We start from the raw sequence: 25,217 nt of genomic DNA, 5'->3' as shown, positions 1-25,217 counted from the left end.
CCAACCAAAGGAGCTCTTTAAAAACTGGAAGTTACTTGCTGGCGACGGTCTCTGGCTGCCAGCCACCGCCAAGGGCCTTGTAGATCGCGACAATGCCGCGATAGAGATCGACTTCGGCCTGGGCCTGGCTGTCTTCGGCATTCAGACGCTCACGCTGTGCATCGAGCAGCACGAGGAAGTCAGTGGTGCCTTCGCGATAGCGAATCTCTGCCAGATCGGCAGCCTTGCGGCTCGATTCGCTCTGGCGGATCAGCGAGATCAGCCGTTGCTGACGTTTGCCGTAGTCGCTGAAGGCGTTTTCCGATTCTTCCAGGGCCAGCAGCACTTGTTGCTCATAGGTCGCCAGTGCGCCTTCGGCATCGGCATCGGCGCCGCGTAAACGGGCACGGACGCTGCCAAGGTCGAACGCTGCCCAGGTAATGCTCGGGCCGAGCGCCCAGGCGTTGGCCGCCGAGGAACCGATCTGCGAACCGCGTCCGGCCGTCCAGCCGAGGAAACCGCTGAGGCTGACCCGTGGGAACAGATCGGCCTTGGCCACACCGATGCGCGCCGTGGCGGAAGCCAGTTTGCGTTCAGCGCTGAGGATGTCCGGACGAAGTTGCAGCAGTTCGCCCGGGTTACCGATTGGCAAGGCCTTGGCGATTGCTGGGAGCTCCTTTGGACTCAGGTCGACGGTCAGTTTGTCCGGACGCTCCCCCAAGAGGGTGGCGATGCGGTTTTTCTGTCGGACCTGTTCCGCCTGCAACTGCGGCACGCTGGCTTCGACTGAGGCCAGACGCGCATCGGCACGTTCGACATCGAGCTGATCGCCAACGCCGGCATCACGCAGGCTGATGGTGATCTTGCGCGACTCCTGCTGGTTGTTCAGGTTGGCCACGGCGATTTTTTCGCGTAGTTGCGCGCCGCGCAGTTGGCCATAAGCATCGACCAGTTCGGCAATCATGGTGACTTGCAGTTGGTACAGATCGGCTTCGGCCGCTTGCTGGTCGGCGTCGCTGGCTTCCAGGTTGCGCTGGATGCGACCGAACAAGTCCAGTTCCCAGGCCATGTCCAGACCGAGGTCATAGCGTTCGCTATTGACCCGTTTGGTGGTCTGGCCAGGGATTTGCCCCTTGGCCAGATCGCTGCTGGCGCGGCTGGTGATGGTCGGCATCGCATCGTTGCTGACGTCGTCGCGGATCGCCCGGGCGGCTTTCCAGCGAGCGAATGCCACGCGCAGTTCACGGTTGCCTTGCAGCGATTGAGTCACCAACTGGTTGAGGGTCGGATCGTCAAACTGCTGCCACCAGATGCCTTCGAATTTCGAACGGTCGAAGTTCTTTTGCCCGGCGGCGCCGTCGGTGGCGGTCGTGATGTTGGCCGCCTCCGTGGCTGGGGTCTTGTAGTCGGGGCCGACGGCGCAGGCGCTGAGGGCCAGCACCAGCAGACTCGGCAGGAAGACTTTCAGACTCATTGGTGCGCCTCCAGTGGCTTTTGAAGAGTGTGCGCCTTGGCCGCTTTACGCTGCTCGCTGCGTTCGACGAAGTTACGGATCAGTACGTAGAACACTGGTGTCAGCAGCAGACCGAAGAAGGTCACGCCGAGCATCCCGGAGAACACCGCCACACCCATGGCGTGACGCATCTCGGCACCCGCACCGCTGGAGAACACCAGTGGCACCACACCCATGATGAATGCAAAGGAAGTCATCAGGATCGGCCGCAGACGCAGACGACAGGCTTCCAGTACCGCAGCAAGCGGGTCGAGACCTTCTTCCTGTTTGTCCTTGGCAAACTCGACGATCAGAATCGCGTTCTTACAGGCAAGTCCCACCAGTACGATCAAACCGATCTGGGTGAAGATGTTGTTGTCACCGCCCGAGATGATCACGCCGGTGATGGCCGACAGCAGGGTCATCGGTACGATCAGGATCACCGCCAGTGGCAGGCTCCAGCTTTCGTATTGAGCAGCGAGCACTAGGAACGCCAGCAGTACGCAGAGCGGGAACACGAACAGCGCGGTGTTGCCGGACAGAATCTGCTGGTAGGTCAGGTCGGTCCACTCGTAGGTCATGCCGTTCGGCAGTTCATCCTTGAGCAGTTTCTCGATGGCTTTTTCTGCTTGACCCGAGCTGTAGCCGGGGGCTGCGGCGCCGTTGATTTCTGCGGTGATGAAGCCGTTGTAGTGCATCACACGATCCGGCCCAGAGGTGTCGCTGACCTTGATGAAGGTCGCCAACGGGATCATTTCGCCTTTGTTGTTACGCACTTTCAGCTGGCCGATCTGGTCGGATTCGAGGCGGAACTGTTGCTCGGCCTGAACGTTGACCTGATAGGTGCGGCCGAAACGGTTGAAGTCGTTGGCATACAGCGAACCCAGGTAGATCTGCAGGGTGTCGAAGATGTCGCTGACGGCCACGCCGTGGGTTTTGGCTTTTTCCCGGTCGATGGCGGCATCGACCTGCGGCACGTTCACGGTGTAACTGGTGAACAGGCCAGCCAGTTCCGGCACGTTGTGGCTCTTGTTGATGATGTTCATGGTTTCTTTGTACAGCTCGTCGTAACCCAGGTTGCCCCGGTCTTCGATTTGCAGGCGGAAACCACCAATGGTGCCCAGACCTTGTACCGGCGGTGGCGGGAAGATCGCCATGTAGGCTTCCTGAATGTTCGCGTACTGGCCGTTCAAGGCACCGGCGATTGCACCGGCCGACATGCTCGGGTCTTTACGTTCGTCGAACGGTTTCAGGGTCACGAACACGATGCCGGCGTTCGGGCTGTTGGTGAAGCCGTTGATCGACAGACCCGGGAACGCTACGGCGCTTTCCACGCCTGGCTGTTTCAAGGCCAGGTCGGACATGCGCTTGATCACGTCTTCGGTGCGATCCAGGCTCGCGGCGTCCGGCAGTTGCGCGAAAGCCACCAGGTATTGCTTGTCCTGGCCGGGTACGAAACCGGTCGGCGTGTTGGAGAAACCGAAGAAGGTCAGCACCATCAGGCCCGCGTAGAGGAACAGAGCGATGCCGCTGCCACGGATAACCCGGCGCACGGTGCCGACGTAGCCATGGCTGGCACGGTCGAAAAAGCGGTTGAACGGACGGAACAACCAGCCACCGAAGATCTTGTCGAGCACCTTGGAGAAACGGTCTTTCGGTGCGTCATGGCTTTTCAGCAATACAGCGGCCAGTGCTGGCGACAAAGTCAGCGAGTTGAACGCCGAGATCACGGTCGAGATCGCAATGGTCAGGGCGAACTGTTTGTAGAACTGTCCGGTAAGGCCGGAGATGAACGCTGCTGGAATAAACACCGCGCACAGCACCAGCGCCGTGGCAATGATCGGGCCGGTCACTTCACCCATGGCTTTTTTGGTCGCATCGAAAGGGTTAAGCCCCAGTTCGATGTTCCGTTCGACGTTCTCCACCACCACGATGGCGTCGTCCACCACAATACCGATGGCCAGTACCAGGCCGAACAGCGACAGGGCGTTGAGCGAGAAGCCAAACAAGTGCATCACCGCAAACGTACCGATCAACGATACCGGCACCGCCACCAACGGAATGATCGAGGCGCGCCAGGTTTGCAGGAACAGAATCACCACCAGCACCACGAGGATCAGCGCTTCGAAGAGGGTATGAACCACCGCTTCGATCGAGCCGCGCACGAAGATCGTCGGGTCATAGACGATGCTGTAGTCCATGCCTTGCGGGAAGCCTTTCTTCAGCTCTTCCATCTTGCCGCGAACTTCGTTCGAGATGTCGATGGCGTTTGAGCCAGGACGCTGGAAGATCGGGATCGCCACCGCCGGCTGATTGTTCAGCAACGAACGCAGGGCGTATTGGCTGGAACCCAGTTCGACGCGAGCGATGTCTTTCAGGCGAGTGATCTCACCGTTGTCGCCTGCGCGAATGATGATGTTTTCGAACTCTTCCTCGGAGACCAGACGGCCCTGGGTGTTGACCGACAGCTGGAAGCTCTGCGCATTCGGGGCAGGGGGCGCGCCCAACTGACCGGCGGCCACCTGACGGTTCTGTTCACGAATCGCGGTGACCACGTCAGTGGCTGTCAGATTGCGCGAAGCGGTCTTGTTCGGATCAAGCCAGACACGCAGCGAGTAGTCGCCCATGCCGAACAGTTGCACATCACCGACACCACCGAGGCGAGCGAGCTCATCCTTGATGTTGAGGATCGCGTAGTTGGACAGGTAGAGCATGTCGTAGCGCTTGTCTGGCGAGGTCAAGTGCACAACCATGGTCAGGTCAGGCGACGCCTTGTCGACGGTGATACCGATACGCGTCACTTCCTCGGGAAGCTTCGGCTCGGTACGAGTCACGCGGTTTTGCACCTGCACCTGCGCGTTGTCCAGGTCAGTGCCCAGAGCGAAGGTGATGGTCAGGGTGATCTTGCCGTCAGCGGTGGATTGCGAGGACATGTACAGCATGTTCTCGACGCCGGTGATGGCCTGCTCCAATGGAGCTGCCACGGTTTCACCGATGACTTTAGGGTTGGCACCCGGGAAGTTGGCACGTACCACCACGGTGGGCGGCACGACTTCCGGGTATTCGCTGATCGGTAGCTGGAACAGCGAGATCGCACCGGCGATCAGGATCAACAGCGACAGCACCGCTGCGAAGATCGGCCGTGAAATGAAGAATTGGGAAAAATTCATCGGAGTTGTCGTCCCTTAACCGCGTGGGGTCGTAGCAGCCAGCTTCACAACCGCACCGGACGCGCCTTTGGCAGGGGCGACTTTAGGCAGGTTGCTGGCTTCCAGCGCTTGACGTTGTTGAGCTAGTGCCGCAATGGTTTGCTCGCTGGCCATCGGCACCACTTCAGGAGTGACCGGTGAGCCAGGACGTACCCGTTGCAGACCCTTGACGATGATTGTGTCGTCCTTGTTCAGGCCGGTACGGACGATGCGCAGACCTTCGATTTTCGGACCGAGTTCGACGGCGCGGTAAGCGGTTTTGTTGTCCGCGTCCATCACCAGTACGAACTTCTTGCCGAGGTCGGTGCCGACCGCTTCGTCGTTGATCAGCATGGCGTTGTAGGTGCCGCTGCCCACCAGCTTCAGGCGTGCATACAGACCCGGGGTGTAGGTGCCGTCGCTGTTGTCGAACACCGCGCGACCACGGATGGTGCCGGTTTTCGGATTGACCTGATTGTCGACGAAGTTCATCTGGCCCTGGTGCGGGTTACCGTCTTCGTTGGACAGGCCCATGTACACCGGCGTGGTGGCGCCGCGCTGACCCTGACGGGCGAGTTGAGTGTATTTGAGGAACACACGCTCGTCGGCGTCGAAGTAGGCGTAGACCTTGTCGGTGGAAACCACGCTGGTCAGCGGCGTGGTGTCGGCGGTGACCAGGTTGCCGGCGGTGATCTCGGCACGGCTGACACGGCCGCTGATCGGCGCGGTCACGCGGGTGAAGCTCAGGTTCAGTTTGGCCAGGTCCAATTGCGCTTGCAGGGCACCGACGGCGGCGCGGGCTTCTTGTGCAGCGCTGGTGCGCGAGTCGGCCAATTCGGCGGAGATCGCGTTACTGGCACGCAGACGTTCGCCACGGCCGGCTTCGTTTTCACTGCGGGTGGCGTTGGCGCGGGACTGGGCTACCAGAGCTTCGAGGCGGCGCACCTCAGCCTGGAACGGACGAGGGTCGATCTGGAACAGCAGGTCGCCTTTCTTGACCAGCGCACCTTCAGTGAAGGCGACTTCGTCGATCTGGCCGGAGACCCGTGGACGGATTTCAACGGTTTCCGGTGCTTCGAGGCGCCCGGTGAATTCGTCCCACTCGTTGACCGGTTGTTCCAGCACTTTGGCCACGCTGACTTTGGCAGCGGGCATAGTGGCGGCAGTCTCCGGAGTCTTGCCGCAGGCGCTCATCACCAGTACGGCCAACATGGCCAACGGGAAGCGCAAATGTTTGAGTGACTGTTCCATGGATGCATCCGCCAATGTATTGAAGATGGGCGGATGATGCTCGGCGGGGTGTGATGGCACGAATCGAATGAAGCAAAGGTAACTATCATTCGGAATGATATAAGACCCGAGCGAGCCCTCTAGCATGCACCTTTCGTTAGGGGGCTATCAATCTCTCTGGAGGCAATTCTGTGTTGCCCCGTGTGCAAAAGTCAGGAGCGAGGCTGCGCGGCGGGGATTACGTGACGATTAAAAAACTGGGGCGAGGGAGCTTGCTCCCTCGTCCCAGTGACATCAGAGTTTCGGCAACTGGCCAATGCGGCCAATCATTTCCGTGACGATCTGCAGATCCAGCTGGAATTGCTCCACGGTCTTGAATTCACCGTCGGTGTGCCCGGTGTATTTCACGTCCGGCTTGGCCAGACCGAACTGCACGCCGTTCGGCAATTCATGCACCGAGGTGGCGCCAGCGGAGGTGCCGAACTCGTGTTTCATGCCGAGGTTTTCAGTCGATACTGCCAATAGCGCCTTCACCCATTCACCCTCAGGGTTGCGGTACATCGGCTCGGCGATCGAGTAGTCGAAAGCAACGCCAACATGGCTCTTCTTGCTCCACGCCGCCAGTTTCTCAGCGATCTCAGCCTTGAGCTTCTCTGGCGACTTGCCCTTCGGCACGCGCAGGTTGACCGCGAGTTTGAAGGCTTTCTCGTCCTCGCCAACGTAGGTCAGCGAGGTGGTCAGCGGCCCCATGAACGCATCGGAGAAACCGACACCAAGCTTGTTGCCCAGATAATCCAGCCCCCAGTTATCAGCGGCGTAACGTGCGGCGTCAGTAATCTGGTTGTGCTTGAGGGCGACCTTGCCGTCAATGCTATGGATGAAGTCGAGCATCCGGGCTACCGGGTTGACCCCGGATTCGGGTTCGGAGGAGTGCGCTGATACGCCCGTCACCGTCAGCTTGACGTCTTTACCGTCGACCTTCGCCGCCACCTCGAAATTGCCGCCATTGCGTTTGGCGTATTCGGCCCCGGCTTTTTGCAGGCTGGCGGCCAATTCGGCCGGCGTGTCGGTGACCAGAGTCGCGACGGACACCGAAGGAATCTGGTTGGTCGCCAGGCCGCCGGTCATCGAGATGATTTCCGCGCCTTTGCCTTCACCTTTGCGCTTGGCGAAGTTGGCCATGACCGTGCCGTAACCTTTCTCGGCAATCACCACCGGGTAGCCACCATCTAGTGCCAGGTTGTAGTTGGGCGTCGGATTGCGTTCAAAATAGTAGGGGATCGCATCGCCGGTGGTTTCTTCGGTGGTGTCCACCAACAGTTTGAAATTGCGTGCCAGTGGCAGCTTTTCATCCTTGATGACTTTCATCGCATAGAGCGTGACGACGATGCCGTTCTTGTCATCCTCGGTGCCACGGCCGTACATGCGATCACCGATCAGCGTGATCTTGAAGGGGTCGAGGCGGGTGCCATCCTTCAATACCCAGTTTTCCGGCGTCACCGGCACCACGTCGGCGTGGGCATGAATACCAACGACTTCATCGCCGCTGCCTTCGAGCGAAATCTCATAAACGCGGTTGTCGATGTTGCGGAAATTCAGGTGGAACGACTCGGCCAGGCTCTTGATCTTTTCGCCGATCTTGATGAATTCCGGATTGTCGTGCTGGGCTACGCCGTCCTTGCGATAGGTTGGGATCTCGACCAGTTCGCGCAGTGTCTCGGTGGCAGCGGCGCTGTATTTCACCCGGGCATAAATACCGAGCAGACGATAGATCTCGTTCTGCTGCTCAGCGGTCAGGGTCTTGTTGTCGAGAAAAGCGCTGATGGCCGGGCCAATGTCGGCGGCTTTCGCCAGATCGCTCTTGGCGAGGCTACCAAGGAACTGACGGAAATCCGTAGTCGACTCGGCCTTGAAGGTTTTGAGGATTTCAGCGCTCTGCTGCGGGGTAAGGTTGGCCTGAGCCGGGGCGGTGAACGCCGACAGTCCAGCCAGCATCAAGGTTGCTGCGGCCAGTTTTTTGAAGGGGAAATTCATTACGAAGGGCATTCCTTTGCAGGACAGTGAGTAAAGCGTGTCTCAACGCTGAGACACATGCACTTACAAACTAACACCGTGCCAGAGCATTGCGGGAGTCCTGAAACGGGATCTGTCGCACAGAAATGCAAAAGCGGCGCACAATCGAAAGTGATCCTGGCTCAGCCACCGATGTCTTCGCGGGTCGTCGACGAGCATTTCACTTTTTCTTTATAGTGCAGGCCCCAGCGGACCACCTGCCACCTGAGTTTTTCGGCAACGGGTAAGCAAAACCGCGCGCGATCTTCGACTGAGTAATACACCCCTTCAATGAGCGATTCTACAACTACAACCAACGGCAACTGGTACGCAGTGATTGCCTTGGCACTGGCTGCGTTTGTGTTCAACACCACCGAGTTTGTGCCGGTGGGGCTGTTGAGTTCGATCGGTAGCAGCTTCGATATGTCGACGGCGCAGGTTGGCCTGATGCTGACAATCTATGCGTGGGTGGTGTCGTTGACCTCGCTTCCCATCATGTTGCTGACGCGCAACATCGAGCGGCGCAGGCTATTGATCGTATTGTTTACGATGTTCATCGCAAGTCATGTCCTGTCGAGCCTGGCGAGCAGTTTCGCTGTTCTGATGGTGAGCCGCATCGGCGTGGCGCTGGCGCATGCGCTGTTCTGGTCGATCACGGCTTCTCTGGCAGTGCGGCTCGCGCCACAGGGCAAGCAGGTGCAGGCCTTGGGCCTGTTGGCAACGGGTACCTCCCTGGCGATGGTGCTGGGTATTCCTCTCGGCCGATTGTTGGGCGAGGCCATGGGTTGGCGTACCACGTTCATGGTGATCGGCGGATTGGCGGCTGCGCTGGTAATGTGCCTTGCCAGGGTTCTACCGTTGTTGCCCAGTCAGAACTCTGGCTCCCTGAGAAGCCTGCCGTTGTTGTTCAAACGGCCTGCACTGGTGGCGCTTTATATTCTGACGGCCATGGTGGTGACGGCTCACTTCACGGCTTACAGCTACATCGAACCCTTCGTTGAAGTGGTAGCGGGCATGAGTAGCGATGCGGTGACGCTCATCCTGCTGTTGTTCGGTGGCGCAGGTATTTTCGGATCGCTGCTGTTCAGTTGGCTGCACCGGTATAACCCGCATCGTTTTCTGGTCATCTGTGTGATGCTGCTCGTGGTGTGCCTGGCGTTCCTCTTGCCGTTGAACGGCAAAGTCTCCTATTTGGGGACGCTGAGTGTTTTCTGGGGAATGGCGATCATGGGATTTGGGCTGGCGTTGCAGTCCAGGGTTCTGGTGTTGGCACCGGACGCTACCGATGTGGCGATGGCGCTTTTCTCGGGTATCTACAACATCGGTATTGGTGGTGGGGCACTGTTGGGGAGTTGGGTTGGTGGCCAGATCGGGTTCGCTTACATTGGAATTGCTGGAGGCGTGCTGACAGGTTTGGCGCTGATGATTTACAGCCTGACGATCTATCGCCTCACCAGCGCCCGAAGCCCGGGCCCGAAGTCGATGACGTGAGATCGCCCGGTGAGCAGAGGGCGCCTGGCGTTGTCAGGCTGCTCAGTGCGATGGAAGCTCAAGGCTATCCGGATCGCCAAAAAACATCTGAATCCGCGATCTCAACCAACGCTCACCCGGATCGTTATCCTGCGACCCACGCCAGGCCATGTGCAGTTCAAACGTCCGCGTCGGCAACGGCGGATCTTCCGCCCTCACACCGCCAGCCGCCGTCAGCGCATCCGCCGTGTAATCCGGTACGGTTGCAACAATGTCAGTGCCCGCCAGCAACGTACTCAAACCGTTGAACTGCGGCACAGCCAGCACCACATGGCGTTTGCGCCCGAGTTTCTCCAGTTCCTCATCAATAAAGCCACTGAGGTCGCCCGCAAACGAAACCAGTGCATGCGGTCGCGCGCAGTAATCGTCGAGGCTCAACGGGCCAGGGACCGTGTCGGCGCGCAACAGTTTTGGCTGGCTGCGGCGCAAGACTTTGCGCTTGGCATTGGCCGGCAGGTCGGTGGTGTAGCTGACGCCGATCGAAATCTCACCGGAAGCCAGCAGGCTTGGCATCAGGATGTAATTGACTCGGCGCACCACCAGCACGATCCCCGGCGATTCGGCGCGCAGGCGTTTTAGCAGCATTGGCAGCAGTGCGAATTCGACGTCATCGGACAAACCGATGCGAAACACCGAGGTGCTGGTAGCGGGGTCGAATTCTGCGGCACGGCTGACGGCGGTCGAAATCGAGTCGAGGGCGGGCGAGAGCAGGGCGAATATTTCCACCGCACGGGCGGACGGTTCCATGCTCCGGCCGGTGCGCACGAACAAAGGATCATCGAACAGGCTGCGCAGACGCGAGAGCGCCGCACTGATTGCCGGCTGGCCAAGGAAAAGTTTCTCGGCGGCACGGGTCACACTGCGTTCGTGCATCAATGTTTCGAATACGATCAACAGGTTCAGGTCGACACGACGCAGGTCATTACGATTCATCTGGAGTCCTGGCAGAGTCATCAAGCTTGACGAGGGCGGCCATATGAGAACAATGGCCGGCATGAATCTTACGGGGAAAGGCTGGTACTCTGCACCGGAAAATTCAGCTTTACTCACACGGGCGCAGCAGTTTTTCATGGATTTTGCCAATGCCGTCCATACTGCGGAATCAATGACAGGCATGTCGACTATTAATAGCCACTGATAGTCTTGGGTCAAAAGCCCAGATAGAGTTCAGGGCATTAGAGGTTACTTTGACGAGGTTTGCGATGTCCCGCACGATCCGTTTTCACAAGTTTGGTCCGGCCGAGGTGCTCAAATGCGAAGAGCATGCGGCCGCTCAGCCAGGTCCTGGCGAAGTGCAGGTGCGTGTCGAGGCAATCGGCATCAGCTGGTACGACACGCTCTGGCGTCAGAATCTGGCCTCGTCCCAGGCACGCCTGCCGTCAGGCCTTGGCCATGAAATGGCCGGTGTGGTCACGGCGGTCGGTGCCGATGTCGAAGATCTGTCCGTGGGTGACAAGGTCGCCAGTTTCCCTGCCGAAAGTCCAAACGACTATCCGGTCTATGGCGAGTCGATTGTACTGCCGCGTACAGCGCTGACCCGTTATCCGGACGTGCTGAGTCCGATCGAAGCCAGCGTGCATTACACACCGCTGTTGATCGCCTATTTCGCTTATGCCGATCTGGCACGGGTAAAACCCGGGCAGTTTGCGCTGGTCACGGATGCCAGTCATTGTGCCGGCCCTTCCTTTGTCCAACTGGGCAAGGCCATGGGGGTGCGGGTGATTGCCGCTACCAAGGACGCGGAGGAGCGCGAATACCTGCTGTCGCTGGGCGCGGAGAAGGTGATTGTCACCGAAGAGGAAGATCTGTTGATGCGAATCAACAAGATCACCGACAACCGGGGCGTCGACGTGGTTTTTGACGGTCTCGGTGGCCCGCAGATGTCGCTGCTTGGCGATGTGCTCGCGCCGCGTGGCAGCCTCGTGTTGTACGGTTTGCAAGGTGGCAACCAGACGCCGTTCCCGGCCTGCGCAGCGTTCCAGAAGAATATCCAGTTCTTCGTGCACTGCATCGGTAACTTCACCGGCAAACCGGAACTGGGCATCACCCAGGATCACGTCGCCCTGCAACGTGCCTTGCGCGACATCAACCAGTTGACCGCTGATCGTGTGTTGGTGCCGCTCAAGACTCGTGTATTCCCGTTCAACGAGTTCGTCGAAGCGCATCGCTACATGGACGAATGCCCATGCCGCGAACGGGTCGCTCTGCAAGTCGAACCCGCCTGAAAATAGACCTCCATCAGAGTCCGTGGCCCCACGGACTCTTCTGCGTTTTTCCCCCTGCGAAAAGCCGATCTCACTGCCTGCATCCGAATCTGTTCAGCAACTGAACTGGTTTTTGCCTTCGATCTGTATCTTCTAATCGCAATGTAAGCCCTGATAATTGAATGATTACTTTCATCTCAAGGAATGAGTCATGGCTGTGCATTCAATTTGTCCCGCGCAACATCAAGCGGCTGGATCTGCTTGTCGAGAAAACTTCTGTTTAATTGTTGTAGGGCTATTCGCAAACTGCTTCTCTTTTTCTTGTACTCACTTGTCGTGGGACGTTGTGGGAAGTTTCCTAGGAATAATATTTTCTAGAAAAATACCAGCATTTACAGGTGCTTGAGGCTGTCTGTCAGTGACTTCAGGGCTTTTCAAAGCTCAAGTGTTTCAAATAACTACAGATTTGTAAGTGTTAGCATCTGAGCGTCTATTACTTATTGATGAATTGTCGTGCGATCGGGATTTCGGTCTGCGCGTCATGAAAATTTTTATACCGGGTAAATACCGATGAGCACGATCCATGATCAGGCAATGAATTATGTCTACCAACAAGTATTGCAGCGATTGCTGAGTTTCTTCTCCCGCGCGGAACGCACGGCATTGCAGTTATTGATCCAGCGGCTGGCCGTGGCCGCGGGCGGCATGGAGAACATCGGTCATTTCAAGGTGTTGGTGAACCAGACCGGTTCGCGCGACAGCTGTTACACGCTTGCCCTGCTCCGGGCGGCGCAGTTGAGCATCGCCGGACGTGCCCCCGCCACCTTCCAATTGCGGGTGGCCAATTTGCGCTGGAACGGCAACAGCCCAATGGCACTGCAAAACATGCACCGTAGCTACGGCGCACTGTTCCTTTACGACGATCCCCGTGTCGAGCTGGTGATGGTGGATCATCGTCAGGTCCTGCCATTCGACCATCAGGCGCGGGCCTGCGACGAGGGGCGTGAAGCCAACCGGATCAACCTGCTGCTCATTGGTCATCGTCGCAGCTTCAGTGAAGCGCTCGAATTGTGGGATGACGCCTATCTGGCCACCGCAGAGTTCTACGGTCAGGTCGCCCGCTGGAACAACGGCGTCGATGCAATGATCGGCAGTGAAAGTCCGAGCCGCCAGATTCATTTCCTCGAGGGCTTGAGTCGCGCCGTACAGAAAGCGGCTATTGCCGATTCGTTAGTGACTGCCGCAGGCTACGAAGCGCTGTTTCCGTTGCTCGACGGGCTAGGGGGGGATTATTACCGCGAGTTCTATACGGACGAAGAGCGGGTGACGTGGCGCCCCGAAGGTCAATTCGAAGCTTGTCGCCGCACTGGCTTCATCAACATCAACGACATGATTGTCGGCAGGCTCGAAGAACGCTGGCCTTTGCTCAGTGACTTTCTTGGCTTCCAGGCAGATGAGCTGACGCTCTCTCAGGGCGACGACGAATTCGCAGAGCCAATGGTGGCTGCACATTTGCGAGGATTGCAGGCGTGCTTCATCGAGGGGCGAACCTATGAGGCCGGAATCAGCGATTACCTGCAAAGCTGTTTGCTGAAGATGCGCCGCAAGCAGGTGCCTGAAACGGTGTGTGAACAATTGCTCGCCAGTTTCGGCAATCTGCAGGACCCCGATCTCCTCCGCCAGCAAGCGGAAGGCTGCCTGTTGGAAAATTTTGAACTCAACGAGATCCAGTTGGCGTGCCTGATGTTTGCACCGTTTATTGACGCCGGTGCGGGGCTGGAACGGTTTCTGCGCAATTGTCATCCAGGCATGTTGGTGGCCATGCCGGATCTGCATCGGGCGATGCAGGGCCTGCATGCCTCGGATCAGGTATTGAAATGGATGACGGATGTCAGTGGCTTGCCGGTCAAGTTGATTGTGCGTCTTTACGCCATGGGCCCGATCCGCATGCCCGTCCCTGGTGAAATTGCAAGTTCAGGCGAGGCGGGTGCTGGAAAGCACGTCGATCGGTCGGCGGAAGGCTGATCGTGAGCCAGTTGCCAGAGCATGAATACTTGCCCACGGGGGCGGGCTTGTGAAAGCGTCACGGGAAAACGACTTCGTATATCAGGCGGTGTATCGCTATCTGACGCTGTTAATCGACGAGGCGGGGGGTGGCCCGGCAGTGCGCTTGCCCTCGTTGCGGCAATTGGCTGATCGACTCAATGTGTCTATATCGACCGTCCAGTACGCCTATTCGTTACTGGAAAAAGAAGGTCGCGTCTATTCAATCGCCAAGTCCGGTTACTACGCGCAAGCGCAGAACGCTCTGGAGTCGCCCGGTTGTGGCAGTGACTTGCTTGAAACTGTGTATGTCAACGCCAGGCGCCCTGGTATGTGTGTGTTGAGCGCCGACGACCCGGCCTCACTGCAACCGTTGGACAGTCCGCTACTGACACTTGAACGCGAACTGCTGCGCCAATATCCGCGACAGCCGCAGCTACTGGCGCAGCCTTGCGGCGAGCTGGAACTGCGTACGGTGCTTGCCGCGCGCTATACCTCGTCAACGGTGAATTGCTGGCATGCCGATGACGTCTATATCGGTGCAGATCTGCGTGGGGTGCTGGAAATACTGATCTCCGTGCTTGAGCTGCGTGGGGCCACCGTAGTGGTCGAATCTCCATGCGACTGGGTGATCTTGCGCCTGTTGGATGCTGCTGAAGTTCGTGTCATCGAGCTGCCGCTGCTGACGGGAGGAGTGATTGATCCCCAGCGGCTGGAGTCATTGCTCAAGAGTGAGCCGGTGCGCTTGATCCTGTTGTCTTCGGCGCTGAGCATGCCTCAGGGCAGCCCGCTGTCCCGGACCAATCGACAGGCGATCGCGCATCTGCTCGGATGCCATGGTACGTGGGTGCTGGAAAACGACTGTTATAGCGAACTCGATGAAGGCAACGACTCCCAGCGCTTGCGCGACTGGCTGGATCCTGATCGCTTGCTGGTGTTTTCCACGTTCGAGAAGTTCGTCGGTACAGAGGCGCCTTTCGGTTTTGTGCTGTCTCACCATTGGCGGAGTGAGTTGCAACGCCATTTCCTGTTGCGTGCGTTCCGATTGTCGCCGATCCGCCAGAAGGCGATTGCCAGGTTGCTGGGCGGCGGCAGGCTGGATCAGCACTTGTCCGTGCTGCGCCGAATGCTCAAGGAGCGTCGCACGCAATTAATCGAGTTATTGCGCGAGCGACTGGGTGAAGCGTTGGCGATCGACGAATCGCAGGGCGGGGCGACCATCTGGGTGCGCTCGTTGCGACCGGTGAATATGGGCAACGTGTTTCACCGTTTGCTCCAGCAGCAGATCGTCATTGCACCTGGGGAGTTGTTCAGTCTGCAGGGCCTGCATGGGCACCATCTGCGATTGAGTTCGCTGACCCATGGTGAGCACGATCTGGCCGATGTCGTCGGGCTATTGGGTGACGCGTTGCGTCTGGCGCCCGATGATTAACGTTAAAAAACTTCGGGAGAGTCTCGGATAGATCCCATCGCACTGTGGTCAAACTGCCAGTAAACTGCGCTCTATTCCTGAACCACTCTATTTCAGAGGTTTTGCATGACTCTCAGTCCTTTTGCGGGCAAACCGGCACCGGCAGAATTGTTGGTCGATATCCCGCGACTGGTAACGGCTTATTACACCGGCCAGCCTGACGCTTCCATTTCCACGCAGCGCGTGGCGTTCGGCACTTCCGGTCACCGCGGCAGTTCCTTCGACTTGAGTTTCAATGAATGGCACGTTCTGGCCATCAGCCAGGCAATTTGCCTGTACCGTGAAGCCCAGGGTATTACCGGCCCATTGTTCGTCGGCATCGACACCCACGCGCTGTCGACGCCGGCCGGAGCCAGCGCTCTGGAAGTCCTGGCGGCCAACGGCGTGACCGTGATGATCGCTGAAGGTGATGAATACACGCCGACACCTGCCATTTCCCATGCCATTCTCTGCTACAACCGCGGTCGTACCTCGGGCCTGGCCGATGGCATCGTCATCACGCCGTCGCACAACCCGCCGCAAAGTGGCGGCTACAAATACAACCCGACCAATGGCGGCCCCGCCGACACCCACATCACCAAGTGGATCGAAGCCAAGGCCAACGAGCTGCTGGCCAACAAACTGGCGGGTGTTAAACGCATCAGCTACGAGCAAGCGCTCAAGGCCAGCACGACTCATCGCCACGACTACGTGAATTCCTACGTTGCCGATCTGATCAACGTGATCGATTTCGATGCCATTCGTGATGCCAAACTGCATCTGGGCGTTGACCCGTTGGGTGGAGCAGGGGTGCGTTACTGGTCGGCCATCGCTGAGCACTATCGTCTGGACCTGGACGTGGTGAACAAGGAAGTCGATTCGACTTTCCGCTTCATGACCGTTGATTGGGATGGTCAGATTCGCATGGACCCATCGTCCAGCCATGCAATGCAAGGCTTGATCGGCCTGAAAGAGCGTTTCGATGTCGCGTTTGCCTGCGACCCGGATCACGATCGCCACGGCATCGTCACGCCATCCGGTGGCCTGCTCGCGCCGAACAACTATCTGGCGGTCTCCATTGACTACTTGTTCCAGAACCGTCCGCAGTGGCGTGCCGACGCGGCCGTGGGTAAAACCGTGGTCAGCAGTGGCTTGATCGATCGCGTTGCCAAGCGTCTGGGGCGTCGCCTGTATGAAGTGCCGGTCGGCTTCAAATGGTTTGCTGACGGTCTGTTCGACGGCTCGTTGGGTTTTGGTGGCGAGGAGAGCGCTGGCGCATCGTTCCTGCGCAAGGATGGCGGCGTATGGAGCACCGACAAGGACGGACTGATCCCGGCATTGCTCGCTGCTGAAATGACCGCGCGCACCGGTCGCGACCCAAGCCAGGCCTATCGCGCCCTGACGGACGAACTGGGCGAGCCGTTCTCGGTGCGTGTTGATGCCAAGGCAAACCCGGAACAGAAAGCGCTGTTGAGCAAGCTGTCGCCGGCGCAGGTCACCTCGACCGAACTGGCAGGCGAGAAGATTCAGACCATTCTCAGCCATGCACCGGGCAATGACCAAGCGATTGGCGGTTTGAAAGTGATGACCGAAAACGGCTGGTTTGCAGCACGTCCTTCGGGCACCGAAGACATTTACAAGATTTACGCCGAAAGCTTCATCAGCGACGACCACCTCAAGCAACTGGTGGCCGAAGCGCAAACCCTGGTGGATGGTGCTATCAGCACTAAATAAGCCGCAACGACATCAGTGTTTGAATAAAAAGGGGCAACCATTACGGTTGCCCCTTTTTTTGCCCGCCACTGATGAAATCAGGCGAGGTCCACCAGGACAATCTCACTGTCTTCAAGCGCCGTGACCGTCAATACCTGTTCATGCGCAATCGCCACGCCGTCTCGAGCTTGTGCCTGCAAGCCGTTGACTTCAATGACACCTGTCGCCGGCACCAGATACGCCCGACGGCCCGCCTCCAGTTGGTATTCGGCTGTTTCTCCAGCCTTGATGTTCGCCGCGACCAAGCGTGCATCGGCGCGGATCCGCAGGCTTTGATCGTCGCCGTCCTTGCCGCTGGCGAGGGTCACAAAACCTTCACGCTGACCTTTCGGAAAGGGCTTCGCACCCCATGACGGCGGGGCGCCGGTTTCGGTCGGCAGAATCCATATCTGGAAAATCCTCGTGTCCTGCGCCTCCAGGTTGTATTCGCTGTGAGCAATGCCGGTGCCGGCGCTCATCACTTGGACGTCGCCGGCTTCAGTACGGCCCTTGTTGCCGAGGTTGTCCTGATGGGTAATCGCACCTTCACGCACATATGTGATGATCTCCATATCGCGATGCGGGTGCTGCGGGAAACCGGTGCCGGGGGCAATCACATCGTCATTCCAGACCCGCAGGTTGCCCCAGTTCATGCGTTGCGGGTCGTAATACTCGGCGAACGAAAAATGGTGATGGGCATCCAACCAGCCATGATGGGCGCCGCCCAGCGAGCTGAAAGGTCTGAGTTCAAGCATGTTCGTCTCCTCAAAAGGCTCGTCGCGGGGATGCGATGGCCGCATCTGGCGCAAGTCCGGTGGTGTATGGCGTCGATCATCTATCAGGCAAGCATCGATAAAAAGCGTAAAAACTGCGGTATAAGCATCGAATAACTTGATAGGAAGTGGCGTCGAAACACTCTTGTCCCACCTTCAATTCATCGCCTAAACCAATGACCTGTAAGCATTTCGCTAGAACTCGACGGCAAATACAGACACCATAGCCCTCAACAGCCTTACACACTGGAGCCCGTCAGCGTGGCGCAACACACCCCCGAACTTCCTCCCGAACTTCGCCCTCTGGCCGAAATGCCATGGTTCAAGCGCCTGGCCGCACGCTTCTTCGGCCACGGTTTGACTCGTTTGCGTGCTCAGCATCGCGCGTCCTGGCTGCATGGTCAGGCTGACGGCTTTCGCAGCGGGCACACGGCAGGTGTCGAGTACGGCTACAAAGAGGGCAAACTCGAAGGTCTGGAAGAAGGCCGGCAGGTATTGTTGATTCGCGACAGCCGCAGCACCGAGCATCGTCCGCCGAGCATCGACAATCACTTGTTCGATGACTGGCGTCTGCCGCTGACGCCTGAATTGAAGAAACGCATAAAAGCCGATGTCGCCCGTTTACTGCCCGCACAGGCTCAGCCGAGCACCGCGCAGTGGAAGATGATTTTCAGCGAGACACCTTCGACCTCTGTAGTGGCCGGTGCCGGAGCGGGCAAGTCGACCACGCTGGTGTTGCGGATTCTGTTGCTGACCCATTATCTGGGTTTTGAGCTTGATTCGATGACCGTGGTGACATTCACCCGCGAGTCGCGCAAGGATTTCATCAATAAACTGATCGAGCTGTTCGCGCTCTGGGACCATGCGTTGAGCTTGAAACAGGCGCGCGAACTGGTGCGGACCTTTCACTCGCGCATCCTGCCGATGGTCCGCAGCCTGCCGGGTTTTGAACGTTTGCAGGCGTTTGAAAACCTCAGCCATCGCGCGCCGGGTGCTGACGAGGAGGTCGATAGCAATCCGTTCGATCTGCGCATCAATGACGCTCAACGCCAACAGCTCAACGCCTGCTATCACCGTTTATTCACTCAGGACGAGCGCTTCCGCCAGTTGATTCAGCCGCTGTCCAAGGCAGCCTTGCAGCTCAAGGAGCTGGAGCGTGATCACCCGGATGTGCAAAAGCGCATGGCAGTCACCGAACTCGCTGCCAAGCGCGACGAAGAACTCTGCGACGTCATCGAAGATCTGTGGTTTCGCGCCGGTGCCTGGCCGATCAAGGGCATTGAGCCGAACCGGCAGACTTTCGAGATCAATGGTGCGAAATTCCACGGTCATGGTTACATTCCCAGCCTCGACGCTTGGGTAGTGCTCGGTTTCGATCCACGAGAAAACCCGCAGCTCAACCGGCCCAATGCCAAGCTTTCCGTACGTGCGGAGTGGGCGGTAAAGCGCACCCTGTTTCAAGCTTTCTGTCGTAAGCCTTTGATATGGCTTGATAGTTACGACTCTTCAAAGCGCGTACTGGCCACTTTGGCGGGTGATGCCAGTGCAGGCCCGGGCTTCGATTACAAGGTCAAAGGCGAACTGGCGTCAGCGCCTTTGCTCGACTGTTTTGTTGCCGCCGCTGGCTTTATCGAGAACCTGGGGCTGGATGTACCCGACGCCGTCGGCCGTATGAGCTTCGCCAAGGATGACCCAGACCGGTTTTTCTTCGAGGCATTAAGTCTGTTCTGGCGCGCATTGGAAGATCATCTGCTCGACCAGAAACCACCGGTAATGACCTATAACCGCATGTTTGCGCTGTTCAGTGAGCATTCACCGGAAAACCTCAAGTTGCTCAGCGATGAGCTGCTGCGACCGATGTCGCACCTGATGATCGATGAATTCCAGGACGTTTCGCCACAGATCGTCTCGTGGATTCGCGCCAGTCTCATCGAAATTCGTAGTCGTGGGCCGGCCATGCATGTCGGCCGGGGTGCGCAGCGTTCGTCGCTGCTGTGCGTGGGCGATGACTGGCAGTCAATTTATGGCTGGCGCGGCAGTTCGCCAAGTTATTTCATGGAGTTCACCAAGGAATTCCCGTCGCCGAGCACTACGCGAGTCATGCTCAGCGACAACTATCGCAGTCATCAACACATTATCGACGCGGCCGAACACATCGTGCGGGCAGCACCGGCGATTCCCGGGAAGAAGGCCAAAGCCAGCGGCGAACCGAAACCGTTACAGCCCGTCAACGTGCTGGAGCGTGACGACCAAGCCTTGGGGCAGCGTCTCGCCGATCACTACCGACAGGGCCACTCAATCTTGATGCTTTATCGAAAAAGCAGCGATAAGTCATTGATTGAAGAGCATATTCAGTCTGTAGTTAATGTTGATTCGAGCTTGCCGTACGAAGCCCGACGCATCAAACAATTGACCTATCACAGCGCCAAGGGCTTGCAGGCTGACGCGGTGTTTCTCCTCGGTGACTGCCAGCACCTGACCAGTTCGCCGTACAAGAATCAGGTCTATCGCATGGCCGGGTTGGGTAAAAGCGGCGACAGCGAGCCCTACGATAGCGCCCAGAAGGATGAAATTCTGCGCCTGGCCTACGTCGGCATTACCCGCGCAGTCAGTCATTGTTACTGGTACGTCGAGCCGCAGGATGTGCAGGCGGTGAACATGCCTCGGGCGTCCGATCGGGTGCCAAGGGGCAAGCCGTTCTTCGCCGATCACCGACCCGAAAAGAAGATGGCATGAGCCAAAAAAAGCCCGCATATCTGCGGGTTTTTTTTGTTGTAAATCAAATGTTTATGCGTAACTTCTAAGAGAGATTGGAGGAATGAATGCTTCCAGCTCATCCTCCACAGCCTCGATAATTCGCTCGACGTCCGCTGCATTCATCACCGTGGCGCACGGGATGCCGGCGATAGCGATCATGGTTTCGCCACTGGCGCGATCAAACAGGCGGGCGATCATGCTGCCCGGTGCGTCCATCGTTGCTTCGAAACCCATGGGATGAAAATGCCAACGCATCAGCTGGCATGCATTGGGGAACGTGACTTTGCTTGACCCTTTGTTCATGTGTTGCCCGCCTTCTTCATCGAGCGCTTCCTTTTGCTCACGGTAGGTGGGAAGAGCCTTCATTGGCTCATCCGATGAATGCCGTTAAAAATAGCATCTGGATGTGAAATTTCTGTGCGATTTTTCAGTTCGTTTCGCGATTGCTTCGCATTTTTTGATGTAAGTCACGGCCTACGCCATCGTCGCCAAAATGCCATTACGGATTAATCATTGCTGCCCGTGGCGAACTTGGGCAAGCTCGATTCTTTTTCGCCGAGCCCTTTATGCACGCCGACGATGACGGCCCAGACCAGACCCAGGCCACGGCTGCCACGGTCATGCGCTATCACTTGAGCTGGAAGCACCGCGACCTCGACAGCGTCATGGCGCTGTACCACCCGGACATCCAGTACAACGATTTCTTCCAGAACCGCGTGCTCGGTCTCGACGAGTTGCGCGAGTACGTGCGGGTCAGCATGCCGAGGGAATCCGACGAAGCGCTCGAGCATTGCGACCGGATCCGCGTGGACGGCAACACCGCGTTCATTCAATACGAAGTGACGCTGCGCGGTGGTGATGGTCTGGTGTCGTTCCGCTCCAGTGAGGCAATCACTGTCAAGGACGGGCTGATCTGGCGAGTTAACGAATACGCTTCGCTGGTTCGCGCGCAAAGTGGCGACAACGAGAAAGCCAGCCAGCGCCCGGCGGTCAGTCGTCTGGGCCTGTCGCCGCGCCAATTGAGCTTTATGGCCGAGGACTTGCAGCAATATTTCGAACGACAGCAACCGTATCTCGATCCCGAGCTCGACCTGCAACGGGTGGCGAAGGAGTGCGGGTACAGCCGCAATCAGATTTCCTACCTGCTCAATCAGGTGCTGGGGCAGAGCTTCTATCGCTACGTCAATCAGGCGCGCCTGCAGCATTTGCTCAAATCCCTCGACGCGGCGACGCCGCCCGTGCGCATCGATGAGCTGGCCTTCGCGGCCGGGTTCAATTCGCTGTCGGCGTTTTACAGCTGTTTCCGTCAGCACACCGGGCAGTCGCCGAAGGCCTACGTCAAACAAATTTCTTTGCGGACACGCGCGCAAGACATTCCCTGAGCCCGCGCACTAGGATCGACGCCATCGAAGGTTTTCAGTGGCGGAGTCTTGCATGCCAGCATGGCGCACTATCAGTTTATGGATGGACCAACTCGACGAGCCGCTGATCGCGCGGCCTGCGCTTGAGCGGGATCTGGACGTCGATGTGGCGATTATCGGCGCCGGTTATACCGGGCTTTGGACGGCGTACTACCTGAAGAAACATGCCCCGGGCCTGGATATCGCCATCATCGAGGCGCAAACCGCCGGGTTCGGCGCCTCAGGTCGTAACGGCGGTTGGCTGATGGGCAACCTGCTCGGCGAGGATCGTTTGCTTGCCGGGTTGTCGCCGGAACAGCGCCGCGCTTCGTTTGACCTGCTGCACAGCATCCCCGATGAAGTGGAAGTCGTCCTCGAGCGCGAAGGCATTGACTGCGACTACCGCAAGGGCGGCGTGCTGTACTGCGCGGCGCGTTACCCGGAGCAAGAAGCCAGCCTGCGTGAATACCTGGCCAAGCTGCATGCCCAAGGCCTGACCGACGACGATTACCGCTGGCTCAGCCCCGAGCAACTGGCGCAGCAGATCCGCGTCGCCAAACCCTACGGCGGCATCTATGCGCCGCATGTGGCGACCATTCACCCGGCCAAACTGGTGCGTGCTCTGGCGCGCACCGTGCAAGGCATGGGCGTAAAAATCTACGAAAACAGTCCGGTCACCCATTGGCAGTCGGGCAGCTTGCGTACGGCCAAGGCCAGTGTGCGCAGTCGCTGGATCGTTCCGGCAGTTGAAGGGTATTCGGTAACATTGCCGCCATTGGGTCGCTATCAGTTGCCGGTGCAAAGCCTGATCGTCGCCACCGAGCCACTGTCTGCCGCCACTTGGGACGAGATCGGCCTCAATCGCGGCCAGGCTTTCAGCGAATTCAGCCGCCAGGTCACTTACGGCCAGCGCAGCGCCGACAACCGTTTGATCTTCGGCGCACGTGGCGGTTATCAGTTTGCCGGCCAGTTGCGCCACAACTTCGACCTGACCCGTGATGAGGTCGAGCTACGCCGCTATCTGTTCGGCGAACTGTTTCCGCAACTGAAAAATGTGCAGATCACTCACGCCTGGGGCGGCAACCTCGGCATGTCCCGACACTTCAAGCCGCACATGCTCTGCGATCGCGCCAACGGCATCGCGTTGTCCGGCGGTTATGGCGGGGAAGGCGTGGGTGCCAGCAACCTCGGCGGCCGCACCCTGGCGGATCTGATTCTTGAACGCGACAGCGAATTGGTTAACCAGCCCTGGGTGTTGCCCGATGGTGGCATTCACGCTCTGCGCGCCTGGGAGCCGGAGCCGTGTCGCTGGCTCGGTTACAACGCGATCATCAAAAGCTTCGTCCATGAAGACCAGACCCTGGCCAACCCGGCGACCGCGCCATGGCGGCGCAAACTCGCCAGCCAAGTGGCCGGTTTCATGGAAGGTTTCATGCATTGAACGTCGATGCACTCCCCAAAAAGCCATCAACAAAGCCCCGAGACAGGTAACGCCATGAGCATCACCCAGTTCAAAAACACCGCCACGCTCCAGCTCGACGAGTCCAATCCGGTCGCCGTGCCCCTCGGCGAACCTGTCGCCATTGCCTCGACCACCAGCGTCGAGCGCGACGACGGCGTAGAAACCGGCGTCTGGGAATGCACCCCCGGCCGCTGGCGTCGGCAGATTACCGCGCAGGAGTTCTGCCATTTCATCTCCGGACGCTGCACGTTCACCCCAGACGGTGGTGGCGAAACCCTGCACATACAAGGTGGCGACGCACTGATGTTGCCGGCCAACACGCTCGGTATCTGGGATATCCAGGAAACCGTGCGCAAGAGCTACGTGCTGATTTTCTGATTGTTTGATCCTTTGATTGCCTGCCAACAAAAAAGAAAACCCACACAGGAATCGATCCATGATCCGCAAGACCCTCGCTCTGGCACCGCTGATGCTCGCCGTTTCCCTTGCTCAGGCCGCCGAAACGGTCAAGGTTTACAACTGGTCCGACTACATTGCGCCGGACACCACCAAGAACTTTGAGAAAGAAACCGGCGTCGGTGTCACCTATGACGTGTACGACAGCAACGAAACCCTCGACGGCAAGTTGATGACCGGTAAATCCGGTTATGACGTGGTGTTCCCGTCCAACCACTTCATGGCCCGGCAGATTCAGGGCGGGGCGCTGAAAAAGCTCGACAAGAGCCAGTTGCCGAACTGGAAGAACCTCAACCCGGTGCTGCTCAAAGCCTTGCAAACCAACGATCCGGGCAACGAACACGGCTTCCCGTATCTGTGGGGCAGCACCGGCATCGGCTACAACATCGCCAAGGTCAAAGCGGTGCTGGGCGATGACGCGCCGGTCGATTCATGGGACCTGATCTTCAAACCCGAATACATGGAAAAGCTGCAGAAGTGCGGCGTGGCGATCCTCGACAACGGTCCGGAATTGCTCCCCGCAGCGCTCAATTACCTGGGCCTGCCGCACCACAGCAAAAATCCCGAGGACTATAAAAAGGCTGAAGCGCTGCTGATGAAAGTCCGGCCGTACGTCAGCTACTTCCATTCCTCGAAATACACCAGTGACCTGGCCAATGGCGACATCTGCGTGGCGGTCGGTTTCTCCGGCGACATCTTGCAAGCCGAGAACCGCGCCAAGGAAGCGAAAAACGGTGTCGACATCGGCTACGCGATTCCCAGGGAAGGCGCGGCGATCTGGTTCGACATGGTTGCCATGCCCGCTGATGCACCGGACGAAAAGGCCGGCTATGCGTTCATGAACTACCTGCTGCGTCCGGACGTGATGGCGGGCATCAGTAACTACGTGCACTACGCCAACGGCAACGAACAGGCCGACAGCCTGATCGACCCGGCGATCAAGAACGACACCAAGGTGTACCCGAGCCCGGAGATGATGGGCAAGCTGTTCGCGCTGGAAGCGATGCCGCTGAATATTGACCGGATTCGCACGCGCGTGTGGAACAAGATCCGCACTGGAAGCTGATCAAGGCTCGCCGGGTGTGAAACCCCGGCGAGCGGGATTTATCGGCGGTTCGGAATAACTGTGAAAATTTTTATGTCTGTCAGATATCAGTAATAGTCTTTCCGATCTGAATTTCCTAGGCGATACAGGTGGACCAGCAACCCACTGGGGCTGCAGGGTCGCATGCAGTTCCTCGCACACGCCATTAATATTGATGGTGACCATTTCGGCGCATCGTGACTACCGTTTGATCTTCGTCGCCCGTGGAGGTTGTCAGTTTTCCGGCAAGCTGCACCGCAACTTTGACCTACCCCGTGATGAGGTCGAGTTACGCTGCTATCTATTTGGCGAACTGTTCTCGATACTGAAAAACTGCAGGTCACTAGTCACTCGCCAGTTTTTTC

17 protein-coding genes and 1 pseudogene are annotated in these 25,217 nt (G+C 58.2%); 11 read left to right on the top strand and 7 right to left on the bottom strand.

Annotated elements, in window-relative coordinates:
- Nucleotides 1–31: 31 nt before the first annotated feature.
- The 4 genes from AC3WMT_RS21795 to AC3WMT_RS21780 form a co-directional block, all read right to left on the bottom strand.
- Nucleotides 32–1,453 (bottom strand): efflux transporter outer membrane subunit, encoded by a 1,422-nt coding sequence (locus AC3WMT_RS21795; protein WP_103304975.1) that lies wholly within the window; start codon nucleotides 1,451–1,453, stop codon nucleotides 32–34.
- A complete protein-coding gene (locus AC3WMT_RS21790; RefSeq protein ID WP_103304974.1) occupies nucleotides 1,450–4,641 on the bottom strand; it encodes an efflux RND transporter permease subunit in 3,192 nt (1,063 codons plus the stop codon). Before AC3WMT_RS21790 ends, AC3WMT_RS21795 begins: the two co-directional genes overlap by 4 nt.
- Nucleotides 4,642–4,656: 15 nt before the next feature.
- Nucleotides 4,657–5,910 (bottom strand): multidrug efflux RND transporter periplasmic adaptor subunit MexE, encoded by a 1,254-nt coding sequence (gene mexE, locus AC3WMT_RS21785; RefSeq protein ID WP_103304973.1) that lies wholly within the window; start codon nucleotides 5,908–5,910, stop codon nucleotides 4,657–4,659.
- Nucleotides 5,911–6,183: 273 nt separating this feature from the next.
- Nucleotides 6,184–7,923 carry a dipeptidase gene (locus tag AC3WMT_RS21780; protein WP_103304972.1) on the bottom strand — a complete coding sequence of 580 codons (1,740 nt, stop codon included), beginning with the start codon at nucleotides 7,921–7,923 and terminating at the stop codon, nucleotides 6,184–6,186.
- A gap of 309 nt (nucleotides 7,924–8,232) precedes the next feature.
- Between AC3WMT_RS21780 and AC3WMT_RS21775 the strand changes: the two genes are divergently transcribed.
- Complete coding sequence (locus tag AC3WMT_RS21775; RefSeq protein WP_103304971.1) at nucleotides 8,233–9,432, top strand: sugar transporter; 1,200 nt, start codon at nucleotides 8,233–8,235, stop codon at nucleotides 9,430–9,432.
- A 42-nt stretch (nucleotides 9,433–9,474) separates the two neighbouring features.
- On the opposite strand, the gene AC3WMT_RS21770 is transcribed toward AC3WMT_RS21775, so the two are convergent.
- Nucleotides 9,475–10,404, bottom strand: coding sequence for a LysR family transcriptional regulator (locus AC3WMT_RS21770; RefSeq protein WP_103304970.1), 930 nt, complete (start codon nucleotides 10,402–10,404; stop codon nucleotides 9,475–9,477).
- Between the two features lie 269 nt (nucleotides 10,405–10,673).
- Between AC3WMT_RS21770 and AC3WMT_RS21765 the strand changes: the two genes are divergently transcribed.
- The 4 genes from AC3WMT_RS21765 to pgm all read left to right on the top strand — a co-directional run bounded on the left by AC3WMT_RS21765 (nucleotide 10,674) and on the right by pgm (nucleotide 16,902).
- A complete protein-coding gene (locus AC3WMT_RS21765; RefSeq protein ID WP_103304969.1) occupies nucleotides 10,674–11,696 on the top strand; it encodes a zinc-dependent alcohol dehydrogenase family protein in 1,023 nt (340 codons plus the stop codon).
- A 549-nt stretch (nucleotides 11,697–12,245) separates the two neighbouring features.
- The gene (locus AC3WMT_RS21760) at nucleotides 12,246–13,700 is read left to right on the top strand and encodes a hypothetical protein (protein WP_103304968.1); all 1,455 of its coding nucleotides are present in this window, start codon (nucleotides 12,246–12,248) and stop codon (nucleotides 13,698–13,700) included.
- Nucleotides 13,701–13,749: 49 nt separating this feature from the next.
- Nucleotides 13,750–15,150 (top strand): aminotransferase-like domain-containing protein, encoded by a 1,401-nt coding sequence (locus tag AC3WMT_RS21755; protein ID WP_103304967.1) that lies wholly within the window; start codon nucleotides 13,750–13,752, stop codon nucleotides 15,148–15,150.
- Nucleotides 15,151–15,255: 105 nt separating this feature from the next.
- A complete protein-coding gene (pgm, locus tag AC3WMT_RS21750; RefSeq protein ID WP_103304966.1) occupies nucleotides 15,256–16,902 on the top strand; it encodes a phosphoglucomutase (alpha-D-glucose-1,6-bisphosphate-dependent) in 1,647 nt (548 codons plus the stop codon).
- A gap of 77 nt (nucleotides 16,903–16,979) precedes the next feature.
- Here the strand turns inward: pgm and AC3WMT_RS21745 are convergent, their stop codons facing one another.
- The gene (locus tag AC3WMT_RS21745; RefSeq protein ID WP_103304965.1) at nucleotides 16,980–17,675 is read right to left on the bottom strand and encodes a pirin family protein; all 696 of its coding nucleotides are present in this window, start codon (nucleotides 17,673–17,675) and stop codon (nucleotides 16,980–16,982) included.
- A 279-nt stretch (nucleotides 17,676–17,954) separates the two neighbouring features.
- Between AC3WMT_RS21745 and AC3WMT_RS21740 the strand changes: the two genes are divergently transcribed.
- A complete protein-coding gene (locus tag AC3WMT_RS21740) occupies nucleotides 17,955–20,429 on the top strand; it encodes a UvrD-helicase domain-containing protein (RefSeq protein WP_103304964.1) in 2,475 nt (824 codons plus the stop codon).
- A gap of 51 nt (nucleotides 20,430–20,480) precedes the next feature.
- Here the strand turns inward: AC3WMT_RS21740 and AC3WMT_RS21735 are convergent, their stop codons facing one another.
- Entirely contained in the window at nucleotides 20,481–20,753 is a 273-nt protein-coding gene (locus AC3WMT_RS21735; RefSeq protein WP_103305046.1) for a DUF1652 domain-containing protein, read from the bottom strand.
- Between the two features lie 263 nt (nucleotides 20,754–21,016).
- Between AC3WMT_RS21735 and AC3WMT_RS21730 the strand changes: the two genes are divergently transcribed.
- The 5 genes and pseudogenes from AC3WMT_RS21730 to AC3WMT_RS21710 all read left to right on the top strand — a co-directional run.
- Nucleotides 21,017–21,832 carry an AraC family transcriptional regulator gene (locus tag AC3WMT_RS21730; RefSeq protein ID WP_103304963.1) on the top strand — a complete coding sequence of 272 codons (816 nt, stop codon included), beginning with the start codon at nucleotides 21,017–21,019 and terminating at the stop codon, nucleotides 21,830–21,832.
- Nucleotides 21,833–21,884: 52 nt separating this feature from the next.
- A complete protein-coding gene (locus AC3WMT_RS21725; protein WP_103304962.1) occupies nucleotides 21,885–23,291 on the top strand; it encodes an NAD(P)/FAD-dependent oxidoreductase in 1,407 nt (468 codons plus the stop codon).
- Between the two features lie 54 nt (nucleotides 23,292–23,345).
- The gene (locus AC3WMT_RS21720) at nucleotides 23,346–23,690 is read left to right on the top strand and encodes a cupin domain-containing protein (RefSeq protein ID WP_093431317.1); all 345 of its coding nucleotides are present in this window, start codon (nucleotides 23,346–23,348) and stop codon (nucleotides 23,688–23,690) included.
- 58 nt (nucleotides 23,691–23,748) lie between these two features.
- The gene (locus tag AC3WMT_RS21715) at nucleotides 23,749–24,834 is read left to right on the top strand and encodes a polyamine ABC transporter substrate-binding protein (protein WP_103304961.1); all 1,086 of its coding nucleotides are present in this window, start codon (nucleotides 23,749–23,751) and stop codon (nucleotides 24,832–24,834) included.
- A 217-nt stretch (nucleotides 24,835–25,051) separates the two neighbouring features.
- A pseudogene (locus AC3WMT_RS21710) lies at nucleotides 25,052–25,192 on the top strand (FAD-dependent oxidoreductase); the annotation flags it as partial.
- Nucleotides 25,193–25,217 lie beyond the last annotated feature (25 nt).

It is taken from the genome of Pseudomonas sp. FW305-7, assembly GCF_058786735.1.
The sequence above is the reverse complement of the archived record's forward strand: the minus strand, read 5'-3'. Positions and strand labels throughout refer to the sequence as shown.

What these genes read in the sequence shown, in the direction of transcription:
- AC3WMT_RS21795 (WP_103304975.1), bottom strand. Translation starts at nt 1,453, where the DNA reads ATGAGTCTGAAAGTCTTCCTGCCGAGTCTGCTGGTGCTGGCCCTCAGC.
- AC3WMT_RS21790 (WP_103304974.1), bottom strand. Translation starts at nt 4,641, where the DNA reads ATGAATTTTTCCCAATTCTTCATTTCACGGCCGATCTTCGCAGCGGTG.
- mexE (WP_103304973.1), bottom strand. Translation starts at nt 5,910, where the DNA reads ATGGAACAGTCACTCAAACATTTGCGCTTCCCGTTGGCCATGTTGGCC.
- AC3WMT_RS21780 (WP_103304972.1), bottom strand. Translation starts at nt 7,923, where the DNA reads ATGAATTTCCCCTTCAAAAAACTGGCCGCAGCAACCTTGATGCTGGCT.
- AC3WMT_RS21775 (WP_103304971.1), top strand. Translation starts at nt 8,233, where the DNA reads ATGAGCGATTCTACAACTACAACCAACGGCAACTGGTACGCAGTGATT.
- AC3WMT_RS21770 (WP_103304970.1), bottom strand. Translation starts at nt 10,404, where the DNA reads ATGAATCGTAATGACCTGCGTCGTGTCGACCTGAACCTGTTGATCGTA.
- AC3WMT_RS21765 (WP_103304969.1), top strand. Translation starts at nt 10,674, where the DNA reads ATGTCCCGCACGATCCGTTTTCACAAGTTTGGTCCGGCCGAGGTGCTC.
- AC3WMT_RS21760 (WP_103304968.1), top strand. Translation starts at nt 12,246, where the DNA reads ATGAGCACGATCCATGATCAGGCAATGAATTATGTCTACCAACAAGTA.
- pgm (WP_103304966.1), top strand. Translation starts at nt 15,256, where the DNA reads ATGACTCTCAGTCCTTTTGCGGGCAAACCGGCACCGGCAGAATTGTTG.
- AC3WMT_RS21745 (WP_103304965.1), bottom strand. Translation starts at nt 17,675, where the DNA reads ATGCTTGAACTCAGACCTTTCAGCTCGCTGGGCGGCGCCCATCATGGC.
- AC3WMT_RS21735 (WP_103305046.1), bottom strand. Translation starts at nt 20,753, where the DNA reads ATGAACAAAGGGTCAAGCAAAGTCACGTTCCCCAATGCATGCCAGCTG.
- AC3WMT_RS21730 (WP_103304963.1), top strand. Translation starts at nt 21,017, where the DNA reads ATGCACGCCGACGATGACGGCCCAGACCAGACCCAGGCCACGGCTGCC.
- AC3WMT_RS21725 (WP_103304962.1), top strand. Translation starts at nt 21,885, where the DNA reads ATGCCAGCATGGCGCACTATCAGTTTATGGATGGACCAACTCGACGAG.
- AC3WMT_RS21720 (WP_093431317.1), top strand. Translation starts at nt 23,346, where the DNA reads ATGAGCATCACCCAGTTCAAAAACACCGCCACGCTCCAGCTCGACGAG.
- AC3WMT_RS21715 (WP_103304961.1), top strand. Translation starts at nt 23,749, where the DNA reads ATGATCCGCAAGACCCTCGCTCTGGCACCGCTGATGCTCGCCGTTTCC.